Source organism: Escherichia sp. MOD1-EC6021 (assembly GCF_002965245.1).
Lineage (GTDB): Bacteria > Pseudomonadota > Gammaproteobacteria > Enterobacterales > Enterobacteriaceae > Escherichia > Escherichia coli_F.
Window position 1 is genome coordinate 395,259 of sequence record NZ_PTRU01000002.1, and the last position, 25,972, is coordinate 421,230.

The window sequence follows — 25,972 nt, forward strand, 5'->3', positions numbered from 1 at the left end:
AACGGGCATAAATAAACCCGTTTCGGGTAGCATCCAATTGTTAATAATTATTATTCTCATATTAGTAATGCTTTTCGGTAAGACGTGCCATCAGGAGGAAGAATGATTTCTGGCGCACCATCTCAGGATTCGCTGTTACCGGACAACCGCCACGCGGCTGATTACCAACAATTACGCGAGCGGCTCATACAGGAACTGAATTTAACGCCGCAGCAGTTACATGAAGAGAGCAACCTGATCCAGGCCGGCCTGGATTCCATAAGATTGATGAGATGGTTACACTGGTTTCGTAAAAATGGCTACCGCCTTACCCTTCGCGAGCTGTATGCCGCCCCCACGCTGGCGGCATGGAACCAGTTAATGCTCAGCCGGTCGCCGGAGAACGCGGAAGAAGAAACGCCGCCCGACGAATCATCCTGGCCGAACATGACCGAAAGTACCCCCTTCCCATTGACGCCAGTACAGCACGCCTACCTGACGGGCCGCATGCCGGGGCAGACGCTTGGCGGCGTGGGTTGCCACCTGTATCAGGAGTTTGAAGGCCATTGTCTGACGGCGTCGCAGCTGGAGCAGGCCATCACGACCTTGCTGCAACGCCACCCAATGCTGCATATCGCCTTTCGCCCCGACGGGCAGCAGGTCTGGCTACCGCAACCTTACTGGAACGGCGTCACCGTTCATGATTTACGCCATAACGACGCTGAAAGCCGCCAGGCCTATCTGGACGCACTGCGCCAGCGCCTGAGCCACCGTCTTTTACGCGTGGAAATCGGCGAAACGTTTGATTTTCAGCTGACGCTCTTGCCGGACAATCGCCACCGCCTCCATGTCAATATTGACCTGCTGATTATGGATGCCTCCAGCTTTACGCTTTTCTTCGATGAGCTTAACGCCCTGCTGGCCGGAGAATCGCTGCCGGCTATCGACACCCGCTATGATTTCCGCTCGTATTTGCTGCACCAGCAGAAGATCAATCAACCACTGAGAGACGTCGCGCGCGCTTACTGGCTGGCGAAAGCATCGACGCTTCCCCCCGCGCCCGTCTTGCCGCTGGCCTGCGAACCCGCCACGCTACGTGAAGTCCGTAATACCCGACGCCGCATGATTGTCCCGGCAACACGCTGGCACGCCTTTAGCAACCGGGCCGGCGAGTATGGCGTGACGCCGACAATGGCACTGGCGACCTGTTTTTCTGCCGTGCTGGCTCGCTGGGGCGGCCTGACGCGTCTGCTGCTTAACATCACCTTATTCGACCGCCAGCCGCTGCAACCGGCGGTTGGCGCGATGCTTGCCGACTTCACCAATATTCTTCTGCTGGATACCGCCTGCGATGGCGATACCGTCAGCAACCTGGCGCGTAAAAACCAGCTCACGTTTACGGAGGACTGGGAGCATCGCCACTGGTCCGGCGTCGAATTACTCCGTGAACTCAAACGCCAGCAGCGCTACCCCCACGGCGCCCCGGTGGTATTTACCAGCAATCTGGGGCGTTCCCTCTACAGCAGCCGCGCAGAATCGCCGTTGGGCGAGCCGGAATGGGGCATCTCGCAAACGCCGCAGGTCTGGATAGATCATCTGGCGTTCGAGCATCACGGCGAGGTCTGGCTACAATGGGACAGCAACGACGCGCTGTTCCCTCCGGCGTTAGTCGAAACATTGTTCGACGCCTACTGCCAGTTGATTAACCAACTCTGCGATGACGAAAGCGCCTGGCAAAAGCCGTTCGCAGATATGATGCCCGCCAGCCAGCGCGCGATACGCGAACGGGTCAACGCCACCGGCGCCCCCATTCCCGAAGGCTTGCTGCATGAAGGCATTTTCCGTATCGCTCTGCAACAGCCGCAGGCGCTGGCGGTAACGGACATGCGTTATCAGTGGAATTATCATGAGCTGACAGACTATGCCCACCGTTGCGCGGGCAGGTTAATCGAGTGCGGGGTTCAGCCCGGCGATAATGTGGCTATCACGATGTCGAAAGGCGCAGGACAACTTGTTGCGGTTCTGGCCGTCCTGCTGGCCGGGGCGGTTTACGTTCCGGTTTCGCTGGATCAGCCTGCCGCACGGCGCGAGAAAATCTACGCTGACGCCAGCGTCCGGCTGGTGCTCATTTGTCAGCACGACGCCAGCGCCGGGTCAGACGATATTCCCGCCCTTGCCTGGCAGCAGGCCATTGAGGCGGAGCCGATCGCCAACCCGGTAGTACGCGCCCCCACGCAACCGGCCTACATTATCTACACCTCCGGCTCTACCGGTACGCCGAAAGGGGTAGTCATTTCTCACCGGGGAGCGCTTAACACCTGTTGCGATATCAATACCCGCTATCAGGTTGGCCCGCATGACAGGGTGCTGGCCCTCTCCGCCCTACATTTTGATTTATCGGTTTACGACATTTTTGGCGTACTGCGCGCGGGCGGCGCGCTGGTGATGGTGATGGAAAATCAACGGCGCGATCCTCACGCATGGTGTGAGCTGATCCAGCGCCATCAGGTCACGCTCTGGAACAGCGTCCCGGCGCTGTTCGATATGCTGCTGACCTGGTGTGAAGGTTTCGCCGACGCCACGCCGGAAAACCTGCGCGCAGTGATGCTTTCCGGCGACTGGATCGGGCTTGACCTCCCCGCCCGTTATCGGGCCTTCCGGCCACAAGGACAATTTATCGCGATGGGCGGCGCCACCGAGGCGTCTATCTGGTCTAACGCCTGCGAAATTCACGACGTCCCCGCCCACTGGCGCTCCATCCCTTACGGTTTTCCGCTAACCAACCAACGCTACCGGGTGGTGGATGAACAGGGCCGGGACTGCCCTGACTGGGTGCCGGGTGAATTATGGATTGGCGGCATTGGGGTCGCGGAAGGCTATTTCAACGATCCCCTGCGTAGCGAGCAGCAATTTTTGACGCTCCCGGACGAGCGCTGGTATCGCACCGGCGATCTCGGCTGCTACTGGCCAGATGGCACAATCGAGTTCCTCGGTCGTCGCGACAAGCAGGTCAAAGTCGGAGGATATCGCATCGAGCTGGGCGAAATCGAAAGCGCGCTCAGCCAGCTGGTGGGGGTGAAACAAGCAACCGTTCTGGCGATCGGCGAAAAAGAAAAAACGCTGGCGGCATACGTTGTTCCTCAGGGCGAGGCTTTTTGCGTTACCGATCATCGGAACCCGGCACTGCCGCAGGCGTGGCACACGCTTGCGGGAACGTTGCCCTGTTGCGCCATCTCGCCAGAGATCTCCGCAGAACAGGTAGCCGATTTCCTTCAGCATCGCCTGCTAAAACTGAAGCCGGGTCACACCGCTGGCGCCGATCCTCTCCCCCTGATGAACTCACTCGCTATCCAGCCGCGCTGGCAGGCCGTGGTGGAACGCTGGTTAGCATTTCTGGTGACACAACGGCGACTGAAGCCCGCTGCTGAAGGTTATCAGGTCTGCGCTGGTGAAGAACGCGAGGATGAGCACCCGCACTTCAGCGGACATGATTTAACGTTATCGCAAATTCTTCGCGGTGCCCGTAACGAACTGTCGTTACTGAACGACGCGCAGTGGTCGCCGGAAAGCCTGGCCTTTAACCATCCGGCCAGCGCCCCGTATATTCAGGAACTGGCGACAATTTGCCAACAGCTTGCACAGCGCTTACAGCGCCCGGTACGCCTGCTTGAGGTGGGAACCCGCACTGGCCGCGCCGCAGAATCGCTGTTAGCACAGCTCAACGCCGGACAGATTGAGTATGTCGGGCTTGAGCAGAGCCAGGAGATGCTGCTGAGCGCCCGGCAGAGGCTCGCCCCCTGGCCTGGCGCCCGTCTGTCCCTCTGGAATGCAGACACGCTGGCGGCGCACGCTCACTCGGCGGACATTATCTGGCTTAATAACGCCCTGCATCGTCTGCTGCCGGAAGATCCCGGGCTCCTTGCGACATTACAACAGCTTGCCGTTCCCGGCGCGCTGCTCTACGTGATGGAGTTTCGCCAGTTAACGCCGTCCGCCCTACTCAGCACGCTCCTGTTAACCAATGGGCAGCCGGAGGCCTTGCTGCATAACAGCGCCGACTGGGCGGCATTATTTAGCGCGGCCGGCTTCAACTGTCAGCATGGCGATGAGGTCGCGGGGTTACAACGCTTCCTCGTACAATGTCCTGACAGGCAGGTGCGCCGCGATCCCCGTCAACTTCAGGCCGCCCTCGCCGGGCGTCTGCCGGGGTGGATGGTGCCGCAACGGATCGTCTTCCTCGACGCCTTACCGCTGACAGCTAACGGGAAAATTGACTACCAGGCGCTGAAGCGTCGTCATACCCCTGAAGCGGAAAACCCGGCCGAAGCGGATTTACCCCAGGGCGACATTGAAAAACAGGTTGCCGCCCTCTGGCAGCAACTCTTATCAACTGGCAATGTCACCAGAGAAACCGACTTCTTCCAGCAAGGCGGCGATAGCCTGCTGGCGACCCGTCTGACCGGGCAACTTCATCAGGCAGGTTATGAAGCGCAATTAAGCGACCTGTTTAATCATCCCCGGCTGGCGGATTTTGCCGCCACGCTGCGGAAAACCGACGTCCCGGTCGAACAACCATTCGTCCACTCCCTTGAAGATCGCTACCAGCCCTTTGCGCTTACCGACGTGCAGCAGGCTTACCTGGTGGGGCGTCAGCCGGGCTTTGCCCTGGGCGGCGTCGGCTCACATTTCTTTGTTGAATTTGAAATTGCCGATCTGGACCTCACCCGGCTGGAGACGGTCTGGAACCGATTAATCGCCCGCCACGATATGCTGCGCGCCATCGTGCGTGATGGACAGCAACAGGTGCTCGAACAGACGCCCCCCTGGGTGATACCCGCACACACCCTCCATACGCCTGAAGAGGCGTTGCGGGTGCGCGAAAAACTGGCGCATCAGGTACTCAACCCCGAAGTGTGGCCGGTATTCGATCTCCAGGTCGGATACGTGGACGGGATGCCTGCCCGCCTGTGGCTGTGTCTGGATAACCTGTTGCTTGACGGTCTGAGCATGCAGATCCTGCTGGCGGAGCTGGAGCACGGCTACCGCTACCCGCAACAGCTGCTTCCGCCGCTGCCCGTCACCTTCAGGGATTATCTGCAACAACCCTCGCTACAGTCGCCCAATCCAGATTCTCTGGCATGGTGGCAGGCGCAGCTTGATGATATTCCTCCGGCGCCTGCGTTGCCGCTGCGCTGCTTGCCTCAGGAGGTTGAAACACCGCGCTTCGCCCGCCTGAACGGCGCACTGGACAGCACGCGCTGGCATCGGCTGAAAAAACGGGCGGCTGACGCCCATCTCACCCCGTCGGCCGTACTGTTGTCGGTGTGGTCAACGGTTCTCTCTGCATGGAGTGCACAGCCTGACTTCACGCTTAACCTTACGCTTTTCGACAGGCGACCGCTGCACCCGCAAATCAACCAGATTCTGGGCGATTTCACCTCGCTGATGCTGCTGAGCTGGCATCCCGGCGAAAGCTGGCTGCACAGCGCGCAGTCACTACAGCAGCGGCTGAGCCAGAACCTCAACCACCGCGATGTGTCAGCCATCCGCGTGATGCGTCAACTGGCGCAACGGCAAAACGTGCCAGCCGTTCCGATGCCCGTCGTCTTTACCAGCGCGCTGGGCTTTGAGCAGGATAACTTCCTCGCCCGGCGTAATCTGCTCAAACCGGTCTGGGGCATCTCCCAGACGCCGCAGGTCTGGCTCGATCACCAGATTTATGAATCCGAAGGCGAACTGCGCTTTAACTGGGATTTTGTCGCCGCGCTGTTTCCTGCCGGGCAGGTGGAGCGCCAGTTTGAACAGTATTGCGCATTGCTAAACCGAATGGCCGAGGATGAAAGCGGCTGGCAACTGCCGCTCGCCGCGCTGGTGCCTCCCGTTAAACACGCAGGGCAATGCGCAGAGCGCTCACCGCGCGTATGCCCTGAGCACTCTCAGCCACACATTGCGGCGGACGAGAGCACCGTCAGCCTGATTTGCGACGCCTTCCGCGAGGTGGTTGGCGAGTCTGTCACGCCCGCAGAAAACTTCTTTGAGGCGGGCGCAACGTCGCTGAATCTGGTGCAACTGCACGTTTTGTTACAACGTCACGAATTTTCCACCCTGACGTTGCTTGACCTCTTCACCCACCCTTCTCCTGCTGCCCTGGCCGATTATCTGGCCGGCGTCGCCACGGTGGAGAAAACACAACGACCTCGCCCTGTTCGCCGTCGTCAGCGGCGGATATAGCGCGAAGCAAACTGATTTTCCCCGGAACGCCATCGCGAACGCATGGCGTTCCATTGACTTTGTGAATCTTAGGAAACGGGACCGATTATGGATAACTTGCGCTTCTCTTCTGCGCCGACAGCAGATTCCATTGATGCATCGATCGCTCAACACTACCCGGACTGCGAACCTGTCGCGGTTATCGGCTACGCCTGCCATTTTCCTGAATCGCCGGATGGCGAAACGTTCTGGCAAAATCTGCTGGAAGGTCGTGAATGCAGCCGACGCTTTACGCGCGAAGAGCTTCTGGCCGTCGGTCTGGATGCCGCCATCATTGACGATCCTCATTATGTCAATATCGGTACGGTGTTAGACAACGCCGACTGCTTCGACGCCACCCTGTTTGGCTATTCGCGACAGGAAGCGGAGTCGATGGACCCGCAGCAGCGCCTGTTTTTGCAGGCGGTCTGGCATGCGCTGGAACATGCCGGTTATGCCCCCGGCGCCGTCCCCCATAAGACCGGCGTTTTCGCCTCTTCCCGGATGAGTACCTACCCCGGTCGCGAAGCATTGAACGTGACAGAAGTCGCGCAGGTAAAAGGTCTGCAATCTCTGATGGGCAATGATAAAGACTATATTGCCACCCGCGCCGCGTACAAACTCAACCTGCACGGCCCGGCGTTATCGGTACAGACCGCCTGCTCCAGCTCGCTGGTTGCCGTGCATCTGGCCTGTGAAAGCCTGCGCGCTGGCGAATCCGATATGGCGGTTGCCGGCGGCGTGGCGCTCTCTTTCCCCCAGCAGGCAGGCTACCGCTACCAGCCCGGAATGATTTTCTCTCCTGATGGTCACTGTCGTCCCTTTGACGCCTCGGCTGAGGGCACCTGGGCCGGTAACGGTCTCGGCTGCGTGGTGCTGCGTCGCCTGAGAGACGCGCTGCTGTCAGGCGATCCGATTATCTCGGTGATCCTCTCCAGCGCGGTCAACAACGACGGCAACAGAAAGGTCGGCTATACCGCCCCTTCCGTCGCAGGGCAACAGGCAGTCATCGAAGAGGCGTTAATGCTGGCGGCCATCGACGACAGGCAGGTAGGTTACATTGAAACCCACGGCACCGGCACACCGCTGGGCGACGCGATTGAAATTGAAGCGTTACGCAACGTCTATGCGCCTCGCCCGCAGGATCAGCGCTGTGCGCTCGGTTCCGTGAAAAGTAACATGGGCCATCTGGATACCGCGGCGGGCATTGCCGGACTGCTGAAAACCGTTCTGGCAGTCAGTCGCGGGCAAATTCCTCCCTTACTGAATTTTCACACCCCCAACCCGGCGCTGAAACTTGAAGAGAGCCCCTTTACCATACCGGTGTCGGCACAGGCATGGCAGGACGAAATGCGCTATGCGGGCGTCTCCTCCTTTGGTATTGGCGGCACCAACTGCCATATGATCGTCGCCTCGCTGCCCGACGCGCTCAACGCGCGCCTCCCCAATACGGATAGCGGCAGAAAAAGTACCGCGCTGCTGCTCAGCGCCGCCAGCGACAGCGCGTTGCGGCGGCTGGCGACGGATTATGCCGGGGCGCTGAGAGAGAATGCGGATGCCAGCTCTCTGGCCTTCACAGCCCTGCACGCGCGCCGTCTCGATCTCCCCTTCCGCCTGGCGGCGCCATTAAACCGTGAAACCGCCGAGGCGCTCAGCGCCTGGGCTAGTGAGAAATCGGGGGCGCTGGTTTACAGCGGCCACGGCGCCAGCGGCAAGCAGGTGTGGCTGTTTACCGGCCAGGGCTCGCACTGGCGCACTATGGGTCAAACGATGTACCAGCACTCAACGGCGTTTGCCGACACGCTGGATCGCTGTTTTTCCGCCTGTAGCGAAATGCTCACGCCGTCACTGCGCGAAGCGATGTTTAACCCCGATTCGGCGCAGCTGGACAATATGGCCTGGGCGCAGCCGGCGATTGTCGCGTTTGAAATCGCGATGGCGGCGCACTGGCGTGCTGAAGGACTGAAGCCAGACTTCGCCATTGGGCATTCCGTCGGTGAATTTGCCGCTGCCGTTGTCTGCGGACACTATACGATTGAACAGGTCATGCCACTGGTTTGTCGGCGCGGCGCGCTAATGCAGCAGTGCGCAAGCGGCGCGATGGTGGCGGTATTTGCAGACGAAGACACGCTGATGCCGCTGGCTCGCCAGTTTGAGCTGGATCTCGCCGCCAACAACGGTACGCAACATACGGTATTTTCCGGGCCGGAAGCCCGTCTCGCGGTATTTTGCGCCACGCTCTCGCAGCATGACATTAACTATCGTCGCCTGAGCGTAACCGGTGCGGCGCACTCCGCTTTACTGGAGCCGATACTCGATCGGTTCCAGGACGCCTGCGCGGGACTGCACGCGGAGCCGGGGCAAATACCGATTATTTCCACGCTCACCGCCGACGTCATTGATGAGTCAACGCTCAACCAGGCGGATTACTGGCGCCGACACATGCGCCAGCCGGTGCGTTTTATCCAGAGTATTCAGGTGGCGCATCAGCTCGGCACCCGCGTTTTTCTGGAGATGGGGCCCGATGCCCAGTTGGTTGCTTGCGGGCAGCGCGAATACCGCGATAACGCATACTGGATAGCCAGCGCCCGGCGTAACAAAGAGGCGAGCGATGTCCTCAATCAGGCCCTGCTCCAGCTTTACGCTGCCGGCGTCGCCCTACCGTGGGCCGACCTGCTGGCGGGCGATGGACAACGTATCGCTGCGCCATGTTATCCGTTTGATACTGAACGTTACTGGAAAGAGCGCGTCTCCCCGGCCTGCGAGCCTGCCGACGCAGCGCTGTCTGCCGGGCTGGAGGTGGCGAGTCGCGCCGCGACAGCGCTCGATCTCCCTCGCCTGGAAGCGCTTAAACAGTGCGCCACGCGACTGCACGCCATCTACGTCGATCAACTGGTACAACGCTGTACCGGCGATGCCATAGAGAACGGCGTGGACGCCATGACCATCATGCGCCGTGGACGTCTGCTGCCCCGCTACCAGCAGCTACTCCAGCGCCTGCTGAATAACTGCGTGGTCGACGGCGATTACCGCTGCACCGACGGGCGATACGTCCGCGCCCGCCCCATTGAACATCAACAGCGGGAATCACTGCTGACGGAACTTGCCGGTTATTGTGAAGGTTTTCAGGCTATTCCCGACACCATCGCCCGTGCCGGCGATCGGTTATATGAAATGATGAGCGGCGCGGAAGAACCGGTGGCGATTATCTTCCCGCAAAGCGCCTCCGACGGCGTGGAAGTGCTGTATCAGGAATTCAGCTTTGGCCGCTATTTCAACCAAATCGCCGCCGGGGTATTACGCGGCATTGTCCAGACGCGTCAGCCCCGCCAGCCGTTGCGTATTCTTGAAGTTGGCGGCGGAACCGGCGGCACCACCGCGTGGCTGCTGCCGGAACTCAACGGCGTTCCGGCACTGGAGTACCATTTCACCGATATCTCGGCGCTGTTCACCCGTCGCGCCCAGCAGAAATTCGCCGACTATGATTTTGTGAAGTATAGCGAGCTGGATCTCGAAAAAGAGGCGCAGTCTCAGGGTTTCCAGGCACAGTCTTACGATCTTATCGTGGCAGCGAACGTGATTCACGCCACCCGCCATATTGGCCGCACGCTCGATAATCTGCGCCCCCTGCTCAAGCCGGGCGGGCGCCTGCTGATGCGCGAAATCACCCAGCCAATGCGTCTGTTTGACTTCGTTTTCGGCCCGCTGGTTCTTCCGCTACAGGATCTCGACGCCCGCGAAGGTGAGTTATTCCTCACCACCGCTCAGTGGCAACAACAGTGCCGCCACGCCGGATTCAGCAAAGTGGCGTGGCTACCGCAGGATGGCAGCCCGACCGCCGGGATGAGCGAACATATCATTCTCGCCACGCTGCCCGGTCAGGCGGTTAGCGCCGTAACATTCACCGCGCCATCAGAACCCGTGTTGGGGCAGGCGCTGACGGATAACGGTGATTATCTCGCCGACTGGTCTGATTGCGCAGGTCAGCCCGAACAGTTTAACGCCCGCTGGCAGGAGGCCTGGCGTCTGCTTTCACAGCGTCATGGCGACGCTCTGCCTGTGGAACCGCCCCCCGTCGCCGCCCCGGAGTGGCTGGGGAAGGTTCGCTTAAGCTGGCAAAACAAAGCCTTTTCCCGCGGTCAGATGCGCGTTGAAGCCCGTCATCCTGCTGGCGAGTGGCTGCCGCTATCGCCCGCCGCGCCTCTTCCTGCGCCGCAAACGCATTATCAATGGCGCTGGACGCCCCTCAACGTCGCCAGCATTGACCATCCGCTTACCTTTAGCTTCAGCGCCGGTACGCTTGCGCGCAGCGACGAGCTGGCGCAATACGGCATCATTCACGATCCGCACGCCTCTTCACGACTGATGATTGTTGAGGAGAGCGAGGATACGCTGGCCTTAGCGGAGAAAGTGATAGCAGCGCTCACCGCCAGCGCAGCCGGATTGATTGTGGTTACTCGCCGCGCGTGGCGAGTCGAGGAAAATGAAGCACTCTCTGCATCCCATCACGCGCTATGGGCCTTGCTTCGCGTCGCGGCCAACGAACAGCCGGAACGGTTGCTTGCCGCCATCGATCTCGCCGAAAACACCCCGTGGGAAACGCTGCATCAAGGGTTGAGCGCAGTCTCACTATCACAGCGCTGGCTCGCCGCACGGGGTGACACCCTTTGGCTCCCTTCACTGTCGCCCAATACGGGATGCGCCGCTGAATTACCGGCAAACGTGTTTACCGGCGATAGCCGCTGGCATCTGGTGACCGGAGCGTTTGGCGGATTAGGCCGCCTTGCCGTGAACTGGCTCAGAGAAAAAGGGGCGCGACGCATCGCCCTGCTGGCGCCGCGCGTGGATGAGTCATGGCTACGCGACGTGGAGGGCGGGCAGACGCGCGTCTGCCGTTGTGATGTGGGCGATGCCGGGCAACTGGCCACGGTTCTTGACGATCTGGCGGCCAACGGCGGCATTGCCGGAGCGATTCATGCCGCTGGCGTATTGGCTGACGCGCCCTTGCAGGAGCTTGATGACCACCAGCTGGCTGCCGTTTTCGCGGTAAAAGCGCAGGCGGCAAGCCAGCTGTTGCAAACCCTGCGCAACCACGACGGACGCTATCTTATTCTCTACTCTTCCGCTGCCGCCACCCTCGGCGCGCCGGGTCAGAGCGCCCATGCGCTGGCCTGCGGCTACCTGGACGGGCTGGCCCAGCAGTTTTCCACCCTTGATGCGCCGAAAACGCTCTCTGTCGCCTGGGGCGCATGGGGAGAAAGCGGTCGGGCGGCCACGCCGGAAATGCTGGCGACGCTCGCCAGCCGAGGTATGGGCGCGTTAAGCGATGCCGAAGGCTGCTGGCACCTGGAACAGGCGGTGATGCGCGGCGCCCCGTGGCGACTGGCGATGCGCGTTTTTACCGACAAAATGCCCCCGTTACAACAGGCTCTGTTTAACATCAGCGCCACAGAAAAAGCCGCAACGCCGGTCATTCCTCCTGCTGATGACAACGCCTTTAACGGCAGCCTGAGCGATGAAACAGCGGTGATGGCATGGCTGAAAAAGCGGATTGCGGTTCAGCTAAGGCTGAGCGATCCGGCGTCACTGCATCCAAACCAGGATCTGTTGCAACTCGGCATGGACTCGCTGCTCTTCCTTGAACTCAGTAGCGATATTCAGCACTACCTGGGCGTACGCATCAATGCGGAACGGGCGTGGCAGGATCTGTCTCCTCATGGACTCACGCAGCTTATCTGTTCTAAGCCAGAGGCGACGCCTGCCGCTTCGCAGCCGGAAGTGTTGCGGCACGACGCCGACGAGCGTTATGCGCCCTTCCCTTTGACGCCCATTCAGCACGCCTACTGGCTGGGGCGAACCCACCTCATTGGCTATGGCGGCGTCGCCTGTCACGTCCTGTTTGAGTGGGATAAACGCCACGATGAGTTCGATCTCGCCATACTGGAGAAAGCATGGAACCAGCTCATCGCACGCCACGATATGTTGCGTATGGTGGTTGATGCCGACGGGCAGCAGCGAATCCTGGCGACAACGCCGGAGTATCACATCCCGCGTGACGATCTGCGCGCGCTTTCCCCGGAAGAACAGCGCATCGCGCTGGAAAAACGGCGGCATGAACTGAGCTATCGCGTTTTGCCTGCCGACCAGTGGCCTCTTTTTGAGCTGGTGGTCAGCGAAATCGACGATTGCCATTACCGTCTGCATATGAACCTCGACCTTTTGCAGTTTGATGTGCAGAGTTTTAAAGTCATGATGGACGACCTGGCGCAGGTCTGGCGCGGTGAAACGCTGGCGCCGCTCGCTATTACCTTCCGTGATTATGTGATGGCTGAACAGGCGCGCCGACAGACATCGGCATGGCACGATGCCTGGGATTACTGGCAGGAAAAACTGCCGCAACTGCCCTTAGCGCCAGAGCTGCCGGTGGTTGAGACGCCCCCGGAAACGCCACACTTCACCACCTTCAAATCGACGATCGGCAAGACAGAATGGCAGGCCGTGAAACAGCGCTGGCAGCAGCAAGGCGTCACACCGTCTGCCGCGCTGCTCACGCTGTTTGCCGCTACCCTTGAGCGCTGGAGCCGTACCACAACATTTACGCTGAACCTGACGTTCTTCAATCGCCAGCCGATCCATCCGCAAATCAACCAGTTGATTGGTGATTTTACCTCCGTCACGCTGGTTGATTTTAACTTCTCAGCGCCGGTGACGTTGCAAGAGCAGATGCAACAGACCCAACAGCGCCTCTGGCAAAACATGGCGCACAGTGAAATGAACGGTGTTGAGGTGATCCGTGAGCTGGGCCGCCTGCGCGGATCACAACGTCAACCGCTGATGCCGGTAGTGTTTACCAGTATGCTGGGGATGACGCTGGAAGGCATGACTATCGATCAGGCGATGAGCCATCTGTTCGGCGAACCCTGCTATGTATTCACGCAAACGCCGCAGGTCTGGCTGGATCATCAGGTCATGGAGAGCAACGGCGAGTTGATGTTTAGCTGGTACTGCATGGACAACGTGCTGGAACCCGGCGCTGCCGAGGCGATGTTTAATGACTATTGCGCCATCCTGCAAGCCGTCATCGCCGCCCCTGAAAGCCTGAAGACTCTCGCCAGCGGCATCGCCAGGCACATTCCCCGCCGACGCTGGCCGCTGAACGCGCAGGCGGACTACGACCTGCGGGATATTGAGCAGGCGACGCTCGAATACCCCGGCATCCGGCAGGCCAGAGCGGAAATAACCGAACAGGGCGCGTTGACGCTGGATATCGTGATGGCCGACGATCCTTCGCCATCAGCGGCGATGCCTGATGAGCACGAACTTACCCAACTGGCGCTGCCGTTGCCTGAGCAGGCGCAGCTTGATGAGCTGGAGGCGACCTGGCGCTGGCTGGAGGCGCGTGCGCTACAGGGGATCGCGGCTACGCTAAATCGTCACGGCCTGTTTACCACGCCGGAGATCGCCCATCGCTTTAGCGCAATAGTACAGGCGCTGTCCGCGCAAGCGTCTCACCAGCGTCTGCTGCGCCAGTGGCTACAGTGTCTGACGGAAAGAGAGTGGTTAATCCGCGAAGGTGAAAGCTGGCGCTGCCGCATTCCGCTCAGCGAGATTCCTGAGCCTCAGGAAGCGTGCCCGCAAAGCCAATGGAGCCAGGCGCTGGCGCAGTATCTGGAAACCTGCATCGCCCGGCACGACGCCCTCTTCTCCGGGCAGTGTTCTCCGCTGGAATTGCTGTTCAACGAGCAGCATCGCGTTACCGACGCGCTGTATCGCGACAACCCCGCCAGCGCCTGTCTGAATCGCTATACCGCGCAGATTGCCGCCTTGTGCAGCGCAGAACGGATTCTGGAGGTTGGCGCCGGAACCGCAGCCACTACCGCGCCGGTGCTGAAGGCCACGCGGAACACGCGACAGTCGTACCACTTCACGGACGTCTCCGCGCAGTTCCTCAATGACGCCAGAGCCCGTTTCCATGATGAATCGCAGGTGTCTTATGCCTTGTTCGACATCAACCAGCCGCTGGATTTCACCGCCCACCCGGAGGCGGGTTACGACCTGATCGTTGCCGTCAATGTGCTCCACGACGCCAGCCATGTCGTCCAGACGTTGCGCAGATTAAAACTGTTGCTGAAAGCCGGCGGACGTTTGCTGATCGTTGAAGCGACGGAGCGAAACAGCGTATTCCAGCTGGCGAGCGTGGGCTTTATTGAGGGATTAAGCGGATACCGCGATTTCCGCCGCCGGGATGAGAAACCGATGCTCACCCGCTCCGCATGGCAGGAGGTTCTCGTTCAGGCCGGGTTTGCAAACGAGCTGGCGTGGCCCGCGCAGGAATCGTCGCCGCTGCGCCAGCATCTGCTGGTAGCGCGTTCGCCTGGCGTAAATCGCCCGGATAAAAAAGCCGTGAGCCGCTATTTACAGCAGCGCTTTGGCACCGGTCTGCCCATTTTACAGATCCGGCAAAGAGAAGCGTTATTTACGCCGCTGCATGCCCCGTCTGATGCGCCGACTGAGCCAGCCAAACCCACGCCAGTTGCCGGGGGGAATCCGGCGCTGGAAAAACAGGTGGCTGAACTCTGGCAATCGCTGCTGTCTCGCCCCGTGGCAAGGCATCACGACTTTTTCGAACTGGGCGGCGACAGCCTGATGGCGACAAGGATGGTCGCGCAGCTAAACCGGAGAGGGATTGCCAGGGCTAACCTTCAGGATCTGTTCAGCCATTCGACGCTGAGCGACTTCTGCGCCCATCTACAGGCGGCTACGTCAGGAGAGGACAACCCGATACCCCTTTGCCAGGGCGACGGTGAGGAAACCCTGTTTGTCTTCCACACTTCAGACGGCGATATCAGCGCCTGGCTGCCGCTCGCTAGCGCGTTGAACAGGCGCGTTTTCGGCCTGCAAGCAAAATCGCCGCAGCGCTTTGCCACGCTCGACCAGATGATCGATGAGTATGTCGGGTGCATCCGTCGTCAGCAGCCTCACGGCCCTTATGTGCTGGCGGGTTGGTCGTATGGCGCGTTTCTTGCGGCGGGCGCCGCACAACGCCTGTACGCCAAAGGCGAGCAGGTTCGGATGGTGTTAATCGATCCCGTGTGCCGACAGGATTTCTGTTGCGAAAACCGGGCGGCCCTGCTGCGCCTGTTAGCCGAAGGACAAACGCCTCTGGCACTGCCCGAACATTTCGACCAGCAGACGCCCGACAGCCAGCTTGCCGACTTTATCAGCCTCGCTAAAACGGCCGGTATGGTGTCGCAAAACCTGACGCTGCAAGCGGCAGAAACGTGGCTCGACAACATCGCGCATCTGCTGCGTTTACTGACTGAGCATACGCCGGGCGAAAGCGTTCCGGTCCCCTGTCTCATGGTGTATGCCGCCGGGAGACCCTCGCGCTGGACGCCAGCAGAAACCGAGTGGCAGGGCTGGATAAACAACGCCGACGACGCTGTGATTGAAGCCAGCCACTGGCAAATCATGATGGAAGCCCCCCACGTTCAGGCTTGTGCGCAACACATTACGCGCTGGCTTTGCGCAACCTCAACGCAACCGGAGAACACGTTATGATGCCGTCCGCCTCCCCAAAACAACGCGTACTGATTGTGGGCGCCAAATTTGGCGAAATGTACCTGAATGCCTTTATGCAGCCCCCGGAGGGGCTGGAACTGGTCGGCCTGCTGGCGCAGGGAAGCGCCCGTTCAAGAGAGCTGGCTCATGCGTTTGGCATTCCGCTGTATACCTCGCCGGAACAGATAACCAGGATGCCGGATATCGCCTGTATTGTCGTGCGTTCGACCGTCGCCGGAGGAACCGGTACGCAGCTTGCCAGACACTTTCTGACGCGCGGCGTACACGTCATTCAGGAGCATCCCCTCCACCCGGATGACATCAGTTCCTTACAAACGCTGGCGCAGGAACAGGGCTGCTGCTATTGGGTAAACACGTTTTATCCGCATACGCGCGCGGGACGCACATGGCTTCGCGATGCGCAGCAGCTGCGTCGCTGCCTGGCTAAGACGCCGCCGGTAGTCCACGCCACCACCAGCCGACAGTTGCTCTACTCCACTCTGGATTTGTTGTTGCTGGCTCTGGGCGTTGATGCCGCCGCCGTGGAGTGCGACGTGGTTGGCAGCTTTAGCGATTTTCACTGTCTGAGACTCTTCTGGCCGGAGGGAGAAGCCTGCCTGCTGCTTCAGCGCTATCTCGATCCTGACGATCCAGATATGCATAGCCTTATCATGCACCGCCTGCTGCTGGGCTGGCCGGAAGGTCATCTTTCGCTGGAGGCGAGCTACGGCCCCGTCATCTGGTCATCTAGCCTGTTTGTCGCAGACCATCAGGAGAACGCCCACAGCCTCTACCGCAGACCGGAGATCCTGCGCGATCTGCCGGGTCTGACGCGCAGCGCGGCGCCCCTGAGCTGGCGCGACTGCTGCGAAACCGTCGGGCCGGAGGGCGTCAGTTGGTTGCTACACCAGTTGCGCAGCCATCTGGCGGGCGAACATCCACCAGCGGCCTGCCAAAGCGTACATCAGATCGCGTTATCACGTTTATGGCAGCAGATTTTACGTAAGACCGGCAATGCGGAGATCAGACGCCTGACGCCGCCGCACCACGACCGGTTAGCCGGTTTCTACAACGATGATGATAAGGAGGCGCTGTGACGCAATCTGCAATGTGCATCCCGCTGTGGCCCGCCCGGAACGGCAATACTGCGCATCTGGTCATGTGCCCTTTCGCTGGCGGCAGCAGTAGCGCGTTTCGCCACTGGCAAGCTGAGCAACTGGCTGATTGCGCGCTTTCTCTGGTGACCTGGCCGGGGCGCGATCGCCTTCGCCATCTGGAACCGCTCAGAAGCATTACACAACTGGCGGCACTACTGGCGAACGAGCTGGAAGCATCCGTATCGCCTGACACGCCGCTTTTACTCGCCGGGCACAGCATGGGGGCGCAGGTGGCGTTTGAAACCTGCCGACTTCTGGAGCAACGGGGGCTTGCGCCACAAGGACTGATTATTTCCGGGTGCCATGCCCCGCATCTGCATTCTGAACGCCAGCTCAGCCATCGCGATGATGCCGACTTTATCGCTGAGCTGATAGACATTGGCGGATGTTCTCCTGAACTGCGGGAAAACCAGGAATTAATGTCGCTGTTTCTTCCTCTTCTGCGCGCTGATTTTTACGCCACCGAGAGCTATCACTACGACTCGCCCGACGTCTGTCCGCCGCTGCGCACGCCTGCGCTGTTATTGTGCGGCAGCCACGATCGCGAAGCCTCCTGGCAGCAGGTCGATGCCTGGCGTCAGTGGCTGAGCCACGTTACAGGCCCGGTGGTGATTGACGGCGATCATTTCTATCCCATTCAACAAGCCCGGTCCTTTTTTACGCAGATTGTCCGCCATTTTCCCCACGCATTTTCTGCAATGACCGCGTTGCAAAAACAGCCCAGTACTTCAGAAAGGTGACGCATGAATTCTTCCTTTGAATCTCTGATTGAACAGTATCCCTTACCCATTGCCGAACAGTTGCGCCACTGGGCGGCCCGTTATGCCTCGCGAATTGCCGTCGTTGATGCAAAGGGGTCGTTAACCTACAGCGCGCTTGATGCACAAGTTGACGAACTTGCCGCAGGTCTGTCATCACTGGGTTTGCGTTCGGGGGAGCATGTAATTGTGCAGCTTCCCAACGACAACGCGTTTGTTACCCTGCTGTTCGCCTTGTTAAGACTGGGCGTTATCCCCGTGCTGGCGATGCCCTCGCAACGGGCTCTGGATATCGACGCGCTGATTGAGCTGGCGCAACCCGTCGCTTACGTTATTCACGGGGAAAACCACGCAGAGCTGGCCCGACAGATGGCGCACAAACACGCCTGCTTGCGTCATGTTCTGGTCGCTGGAGAGACCGTGAGCGACGATTTTACGCCGCTCTTCTCCCTTCACGGTGAGCGACAGGCATGGCCGCAGCCTGATGTTTCCGCCACCGCGTTGTTGTTGCTCTCAGGCGGCACAACCGGCACGCCCAAACTCATCCCGCGCCGACATGCCGACTATAGCTATAACTTCAGCGCTTCTGCTGAACTGTGCGGCATCAGCCAACAGAGCGTGTATCTCGCCGTCCTCCCGGTGGCGCATAACTTTCCGCTGGCCTGCCCCGGTATTCTGGGAACGCTTGCCTGCGGCGGAAAAGTGGTGCTGACCGACAGCGCCAGCTGTGATGAGGTGATGCCTTTAATCGCGCAGGAAAGAGTGACTCACGTCGCCCTGGTTCCGGCGCTGGCGCAATTATGGGTGCAGGCCAGGGAGTGGGAAGACAGCGACCTTTCGTCGCTGCGCGTCATTCAGGCAGGCGGCGCCCGGCTCGACCCGACGCTTGCTGAGCAGGTTATCGCCACCTTTGACTGTACCCTGCAACAGGTTTTCGGTATGGCGGAAGGCCTGCTCTGTTTTACCCGGCTGGACGATCCGCATGCCACCATTCTCCACAGCCAGGGGCGCCCGTTGTCCCCTCTGGATGAAATCCGCATCGTTGATCAAGACGAGAACGACGTCGCGCCGGGCGAAACCGGGCAATTGTTAACGCGCGGCCCTTATACCATTTCGGGCTATTACCGCGCCCCTGCCCACAACGCGCAGGCCTTTACCGCGCAAGGGTTTTACCGCACAGGCGACAATGTCAGGCTGGATGAGGTGGGGAACCTGCACGTTGAGGGACGCATAAAAGAGCAGATCAACCGCGCCGGAGAAAAAATAGCCGCGGCTGAAGTGGAATCGGCACTGCTGCGTTTAGCGGAAGTGCAAGATTGCGCGGTGGTCGCCGCGCCGGACACGCTGCTTGGCGAGCGGATTTGCGCGTTTATCATCGCGCAGCAGGTGCCAACTGACTATCAGCAGTTGCGTCAACAACTGACCCGTATGGGGCTCAGCGCGTGGAAAATTCCTGACCAAATCGAGTTTCTGGACCACTGGCCGCTCACCGCCGTCGGCAAGATAGACAAAAAACGCCTGACGGCTCTCGCCGTCGACCGTTATCGCCATTCTGCCCAATAAGCGCAAACCGACCCGAAACAGGTTGAAATAAACCCGTTTCGGGTAGCACTACTATTAGAAATAGTTATCATTTTCAATTCACCATTGTCGGTATTTTTGGCGTTTCGCCGTCTTACAGGGACTCACAACAATGAAAATGACACGGCTTTATCCTCTGGCCTTGGGGGGATTATTGCTCCCCGCCATTGCTAATGCCCAGACTTCACAGCAAGACGAAAGCACGCTGGTGGTTACCGCCAGTAAACAATCTTCCCGCTCGGCATCAGCCAACAACGTCTCGTCTACTGTTGTCAGCGCGCCGGAATTAAGCGACGCCGGCGTCACCGCCAGCGACAAACTCCCCAGAGTCTTGCCCGGGCTCAATATTGAAAATAGCGGCAACATGCTTTTTTCGACGATCTCGCTACGCGGCGTCTCTTCAGCGCAGGACTTCTATAACCCCGCCGTCACCCTGTATGTCGATGGCGTCCCTCAGCTTTCCACCAACACCATCCAGGCGCTTACCGATGTGCAAAGCGTGGAGTTGCTGCGAGGCCCACAGGGAACGTTATATGGCAAAAGCGCTCAGGGCGGGATCATCAACATCGTCACCCAGCAGCCGGACAGCACGCCGCGCGGCTATATTGAAGGCGGCGTCAGTAGCCGCGACAGTTATCGAAGTAAGTTCAACCTGAGCGGCCCCATTCAGGATGGCCTGCTGTACGGCAGCGTCACCCTGTTACGCCAGGTTGATGACGGCGACATGATTAACCCCGCGACGGGAAGCGATGACTTAGGCGGCACCCGCGCCAGCATAGGGAATGTGAAACTGCGTCTGGCGCCGGACGATCAGCCCTGGGAAATGGGCTTTGCCGCCTCACGCGAATGTACCCGCGCCACCCAGGACGCCTATGTGGGATGGAATGATATTAAGGGCCGTAAGCTGTCGATCAGCGCTGGTTCACCAGACCCGTACATGCGGCGCTGCACTGACAGCCAGACCCTGAGTGGGAAATACACCACCGATGACTGGGTTTTCAACCTGATCAGCGCCTGGCAGCAGCAGCATTATTCGCGCACCTTCCCTTCCGGTTCGTTAATCGTCAATATGCCTCAGCGCTGGAATCAGGATGTGCAGGAGCTGCGCGCCGCAACCCTGGGCGATGCGCGTACCGTTGATATGGTGTTTGGGCTGTACCGGCAGAACACCCGCGAGAAGTTAAATTCAGCCTACGACATGCCGACAATGCCTTATTTAAGCAGTACCGGCTATACCACCGCTGAAACGCTGGCCGCATACAGTGACCTGACCTGGCATTTAACCGATCGTTTTGATATCGGCGGCGGCGTGCGCTTCTCGCATGATAAATCCAGTACACAATATCACGGCAGCATGCTCGGCAACCCGTTTGGCGACCAGGGTAAGAGCAATGACGATCAGGTGCTCGGGCAGCTATCCGCAGGCTATATGCTGACCGATGACTGGAGAGTATATACCCGTGTAGCCCAGGGATATAAACCTTCCGGGTACAACATCGTGCCTACTGCGGGTCTTGATGCCAAACCGTTCGTCGCCGAGAAATCCATCAACTATGAACTTGGCACCCGCTACGAAACCGCTGACGTCACGCTGCAAGCTGCGACGTTTTATACCCACACCAAAGACATGCAGCTTTACTCTGGCCCGGTCGGGATGCAGACATTAAGCAATGCGGGTAAAGCCGACGCCACCGGCGTTGAGCTTGAAGCGAAGTGGCGGTTTGCGCCAGGCTGGTCATGGGATATCAATGGCAACGTGATCCGTTCCGAATTCACCAATGACAGTGAGTTGTATCACGGTAACCGGGTGCCGTTCGTACCACGTTATGGCGCGGGAAGCAGCGTGAACGGCGTGATTGATACGCGCTATGGCGCACTGATGCCCCGACTGGCGGTTAATCTGGTCGGGCCGCATTATTTCGATGGCGACAACCAGTTGCGGCAAGGCACCTATGCCACCCTGGACAGCAGCCTGGGCTGGCAGGCGACTGAACGGATGAACATTTCCGTCTATGTCGATAACCTGTTCGACCGTCGTTACCGTACCTATGGCTACATGAACGGCAGCAGCGCCGTCGCGCAGGTCAATATGGGTCGCACCGTCGGTATCAATACGCGAATTGATTTCTTCTGATTATTGTAAAAGGGATACCGAAAAGGTATCCCTTTTACACCACTAGTTAAAACCAGTAACTCAGCAGAGTCGCAAAAAATATTAATCCATAGTGATTATTTAAACAATGAAATTGCGATTAGGATAAATAGATTTAACTTTCTCGTTCCTTTCTCTCCTTATACTAAATAAATAATCATATCAAAATAAAAATTCACAACAGTGCAACATTAAAAAATACAACCAACAAACAATCCTATATACAAGGCACATCTCCAGAATATAAAAGCACAGACAAACAACCTAAAAAAAACAACCCCATACATATAAATTATTTTATAGGTAAAATAGATTATATATTCTCATAGCTACCACAAACTATACTAGCCTGAACTATATTTATTCTGCTGCAATCAATGCATACATAACACAAATATCACTCAGGTACACTACTCAAACCACGCTGGGATTTTTCCTCAAGTTATAATCATCACCCCGAAAATCATTCGGCATTTACTCATTAAATAGTCACCCCATAGGCCTGTACATGTTTACTCAGAAATATACATCCTTTTCTCTGTCATAAACCCTCTAATTAATCATAAATAAATACTTGTGACACCAATCTTTTTCCTTAACGGAACGAATTGTTGTGTAGAAGGAGATAATATTATGTCAAAAAAAATATCAGCCATTGCTTATAACTCATTATATGTCAACATGGGTCACTATAACGGAAGCAGTTGAGATCACTACCAAAGCCATAAAACAAAAAATTACTCCTAGCGATATTTATCGTCATGCCTTGAGTGGCAACATCCTACTATCGGTCTATTTCCAGTCTCCTGTGATACTTAAGAAGATACAAACTTTTAATGGAAAAATAAAATTCAGGCAGTTTGTGGGAGACCTACTTGATAAACTATGCATGCTTGACAGGGACGGTTTTATTTATGGTCAAAATTTAAGACTCTGTACAGAAGCTAGATATATTTGTCCTGTGCAACAAATTATAGATACCCCCCTGTTACGCAAACTCAACCAGTTTCGTACGTTTGTTCGTAATGTCCGCCCGGGTGATGAACTGGATGTCCCGGCACAAGTTAGTGAAAAAAATTTAACCCCGCCGCCGGGTAACAGCAGTGGCAACCTTGAGCAACAGATAGCCAGTACTTCACAGCTAATTGGATCTCTGCTCGCCGAAGATATGAACAGCGAGCAAGCGGCAAACATAGCACGTGGATGGGCCTCTTCTCAGGCTTCAGGGGTAATGACAGACTGGTTAAGCCGCTTCGGTACCGCAAGAATCACGCTGGGCGTGGATGAAGATTTCAGCCTGAAGAACTCCCGTGACGGCAACCCTCGAAAATGGCGATTCGATGCAACAAACAGTGAACTATGTGCCGAACGTCACGAATGCTGAAATCACGCTGGCAGCCTCGAAGGACCCGGTGATTGCCGACAATAACGATCTCACGACACTAACAGCACCGTCGCTGATACAGAGGGCAATGCGATAGCCAACACTGAGGTAACATTTACTCTACCGGAAGATGTGAAGGCGAACTTCACGCTGAGCGATGGCGACAAAGCGGTTACTGATGCCGATGGCAAAGCGAAAGTCACGCTGAAAGGTACAAAAGCAGGCGCTCATACCGTGACAGCATCGATGGTTGGCGGTAAGAGTGAGCAGTTGGTGGTGAACTTTACTGCGGATACGCTCACTACGCAGGTTAATCTTAACGTTACCGAGGACAATTTCATCGCCAATAACATTGGAATGACCAGGCTACAGGCAACAGTGACTGATGGAAACGGCAACCCAGTAGAAGGTATAAAAGTTAATTTCCGTGGAACCTCCGTCACGCTAAGCAGCACCAGCGTTGAAACGGATGATCAGGTTTTCGCTGAAATTCTTGTGACAAGCACCGAGGTCGGACTAAAAACAGTTTCAGCCTCTCTGGCAGATAAACCTACTGAAGTCATCTCGCGATTACTGAATGCCAAGGTAGATGTTAATTCTGCGACGATTACCAGTCAGGAGATACCTGAAGGTCAGGTCATGGTCGCACAAGACATAGCAGTTAAAGCTCACGTTAACGACCAGTTTGGCAACCCGGTGACGCATCAACCCGCGACATTCAGTGCAGCGCCATCCTCGCAAATGATCATCAGCCAGAATACGGTCTCTACTAATACGCAGGGAGTAGCCGAGGTCACCATGACGCCTGAAAGAAACGGCTCGTATACTGTAAAAGCATCCCTAGCGAATGGAGCTTCACTTGAGAAACAACTGGAGGCTATTGATGAAAAACTGACACTCACGTCCAGTCCGCTTATCGGTGTCAATGCTCCTAAAGGCGCTACTCTGACGGCAATGCTAACCTCTGCAAATGGCACTCCAGTGGAGGGTCAGGTCATCAACTTTAGCGTAACGCTAGAAGGTGCGACGTTAAGTGGCGGAAAAGTGAGAACCAACTCTTCAGGTCAGGCTCCAGTCGTTCTGACCAGCAATAAAGTCGGTACATATACGGTGACTGCATCGTTCCATAACGGCGTCACAATACAGACACAGACAACCGTGAAGGTTACTGGCAACCCAAGCACCGCACATGTTGCTAGCTTTATCGCTGAACCGTCGACTATCGCCGCCACCAACAGTGATTTAAGTACCTTAAAGGCAACGGTTGAGGATGGCAGTGGTAACCTGATCGAAGGTCTCACTGTGTACTTCGCCTTAAAAAACGGCTCCACCACATTAACGTCATTAACAGCGGTGACCGATCAAAACGGAATCGCGACAACAAGCGTGAAAGGAGCGATAACGGGGAGCGTCACTGTAAGCACAGTCACAAGCGCAGGTGGAATGCAAACAGTAGATATATCGCTAGTGGCAGGCCCAGCAGACGCCTCGCAGTCCATCCTTAAGAACAACCAGTCATCACTGAAAGGGGACTTTACCGATAGTGCTGAGCTACATCTTGTTCTGCACGATATATCAGGCAATCCGATCAAAGTTTCTGAAGGGATGGAATTTGTGCAATCAGGTACAAACGTGCCCTATATGAAAATTAGCGCAATTGATTACACTCAAAATATCAACGGTGATTACAAAGCTACTGTTACAGGAGGCGGAGAGGGTATCGCAACGCTGATCCCCGTATTGAATGGTGTTCATCAGGCGGGCCTGAGTACCACGATAGAATTCATTAGCGCGGAAACCAGACCAATGACCGGTACAGTGTCAGTGAATGGTGCAAACCTACCGACAGCTTCATTCCCTTCGCAGGGATTTACCGGGGCGTATTATCAGTTGAATAATGACAACTTTGCACCAGGAAAAACGGCGGCTGCTTATTCGTTTCAAACTCGGCCTCTTGGGTAGGCGTTGATGCTACTGGTAAAGTGACATTCAAAAATGACGGTGATAGCAATACTGTAATAATCACAGCGCCCCCAAGATCCGGTGGTGCTATTTACCAAACAGTTCCGCATGAATCGCGTTCGGTGTGACTATGATCATTTTCGGTGAGTATTGCTTTGATCCAAAGGCTGGTTTTCTGTGATGATTGACCAGCCTCAGAGTATTGATGACACCACCGTTCATAACAGATCGGCATTACTATGCATAAGTACTGCCTCAAATTCTCGCCAAAACACTTTTTAATGCCTTTGCGAATTCATCCAGACTTATATTGTCAATTTTTTGCCCAACGATGACTGACTCCAAAACATCGGCCATTGCGGGCCATCGCGTTTTGTAATCAGCATAAATTGCAACAACAGGGGTATTATAGGCACTTGCCATATGTAATATTGAGGTGTCAGGAGTTATTGCAATATAAGCATCTTTTATGATTGCTGCTGAATGTTTAATAGAGGGTGATAAGGATAAACGGTAGACATTATTATAACAATCCACTAATGCCCTGGCTTTATCTTTGGATTTGCCCCTATATTTCCAGACACCTGTTATCACTTAACCCATTACTGGCTTGCTGCCGTAGATATTCCCGTGGCGAGCGATAACCCAGTGCACTATGCGGATGCCATTCGTTATAATGCTCGAACGCCTCTGCAAGGTTCTTTGCTGCCGTTAACCCGTCTGGTTTGGGCATGACACTGATGTAGTCACGCTTTATCGTTTTCACGAAGCTCTCTGCTATGCCGTTACTCTCCGGACTCCGCACCGCCGTGCTCTTCGGTTCAAGCCCCAACATCCGGGCAAACTGCCGTGTTTCATTAGCCCGGTAGCATGAACCATTATCCGTCAGCCACTCTACTGGAGACGCCGGAAGCTCGTTGCCGAAGCGGCGTTCCACCGCTCCCAGCATGACGTCCTGTACTGTTTCACTGTTGAAGCCGCCCGTAGTGACCGCCCAGTGCAGTGCCTCACGGTCACAGCAGTCCAGCGCGAACGTGACTCGCAGTTTTTCTCCGTTATCACAGCGGAACTCGAACCCGTCAGAGCACCATCGCTGATTACTTTCTTTCACAGCCACTCTGCCTGTATGTGCCCGTTTCGATGGCGGTACAGCAGGTTTTCGCTCAAGCAACAGCGCATTCTGGCGCAT

The 25,972-nt window shown here is 57.1% G+C and carries 8 protein-coding genes and 2 pseudogenes; 8 read left to right on the forward strand and 2 right to left on the reverse strand.

The genetic code is table 11. The annotated features are described in order from the left end of the window. Positions 1-102: 102 nt before the first annotated feature. From irp2 to BEB54_RS29120, 8 genes and pseudogenes are all read left to right on the forward strand, one after another. The gene (gene irp2, locus BEB54_RS04315) at positions 103-6,210 is read left to right on the forward strand and encodes a yersiniabactin non-ribosomal peptide synthetase HMWP2 (protein WP_001403100.1); all 6,108 of its coding nucleotides are present in this window, start codon (positions 103-105) and stop codon (positions 6,208-6,210) included. A gap of 87 nt (positions 6,211-6,297) precedes the next feature. Beyond that, entirely contained in the window at positions 6,298-15,789 is a 9,492-nt protein-coding gene (gene irp1 / locus BEB54_RS04320; protein ID WP_097740709.1) for a yersiniabactin polyketide synthase HMWP1, read from the forward strand. Next, positions 15,786-16,886, forward strand: a complete 1,101-nt coding sequence (gene ybtU / locus BEB54_RS04325) for a yersiniabactin biosynthesis oxidoreductase YbtU (protein WP_000982866.1) — start codon at positions 15,786-15,788, stop codon at positions 16,884-16,886. The genes irp1 and ybtU overlap by 4 nt, the downstream gene beginning before the upstream one ends. Continuing rightward, a complete protein-coding gene (ybtT, locus tag BEB54_RS04330) occupies positions 16,883-17,686 on the forward strand; it encodes a yersiniabactin biosynthesis thioesterase YbtT (RefSeq protein ID WP_000194282.1) in 804 nt (267 codons plus the stop codon). Before ybtU ends, ybtT begins: the two co-directional genes overlap by 4 nt. Positions 17,687-17,689: 3 nt before the next feature. Further along, on the forward strand, positions 17,690-19,267 hold the full coding sequence (ybtE, locus tag BEB54_RS04335) for a yersiniabactin biosynthesis salycil-AMP ligase YbtE (protein ID WP_001088826.1): 1,578 nt from the start codon (positions 17,690-17,692) through the stop codon (positions 19,265-19,267). Positions 19,268-19,397: 130 nt separating this feature from the next. Then, positions 19,398-21,419: a siderophore yersiniabactin receptor FyuA gene (fyuA, locus tag BEB54_RS04340; RefSeq protein ID WP_001403102.1), complete on the forward strand. Its 2,022-nt coding sequence runs from the start codon at positions 19,398-19,400 to the stop codon at positions 21,417-21,419. A gap of 691 nt (positions 21,420-22,110) precedes the next feature. Then, entirely contained in the window at positions 22,111-22,821 is a 711-nt protein-coding gene (locus BEB54_RS04345) for an inverse autotransporter beta domain-containing protein (protein ID WP_001323489.1), read from the forward strand. Continuing rightward, positions 22,748-24,878: pseudogene (locus BEB54_RS29120) on the forward strand (Ig-like domain-containing protein); the annotation flags it as partial. The gene BEB54_RS04345 and the pseudogene BEB54_RS29120, both read left to right, overlap by 74 nt. A gap of 160 nt (positions 24,879-25,038) precedes the next feature. On the opposite strand, the pseudogene BEB54_RS04360 reads toward BEB54_RS29120, so the two are convergent. Both BEB54_RS04360 and BEB54_RS04365 read right to left on the reverse strand, forming a co-directional pair. After that, positions 25,039-25,347 (reverse strand): annotated as a pseudogene (locus BEB54_RS04360) (glycosyltransferase family 9 protein); the annotation flags it as partial. 4 nt (positions 25,348-25,351) lie between these two features. Beyond that, the coding region (locus tag BEB54_RS04365) for a DDE-type integrase/transposase/recombinase (RefSeq protein ID WP_001702525.1) at positions 25,352-25,972 on the reverse strand (621 nt) is incomplete at its 5' end.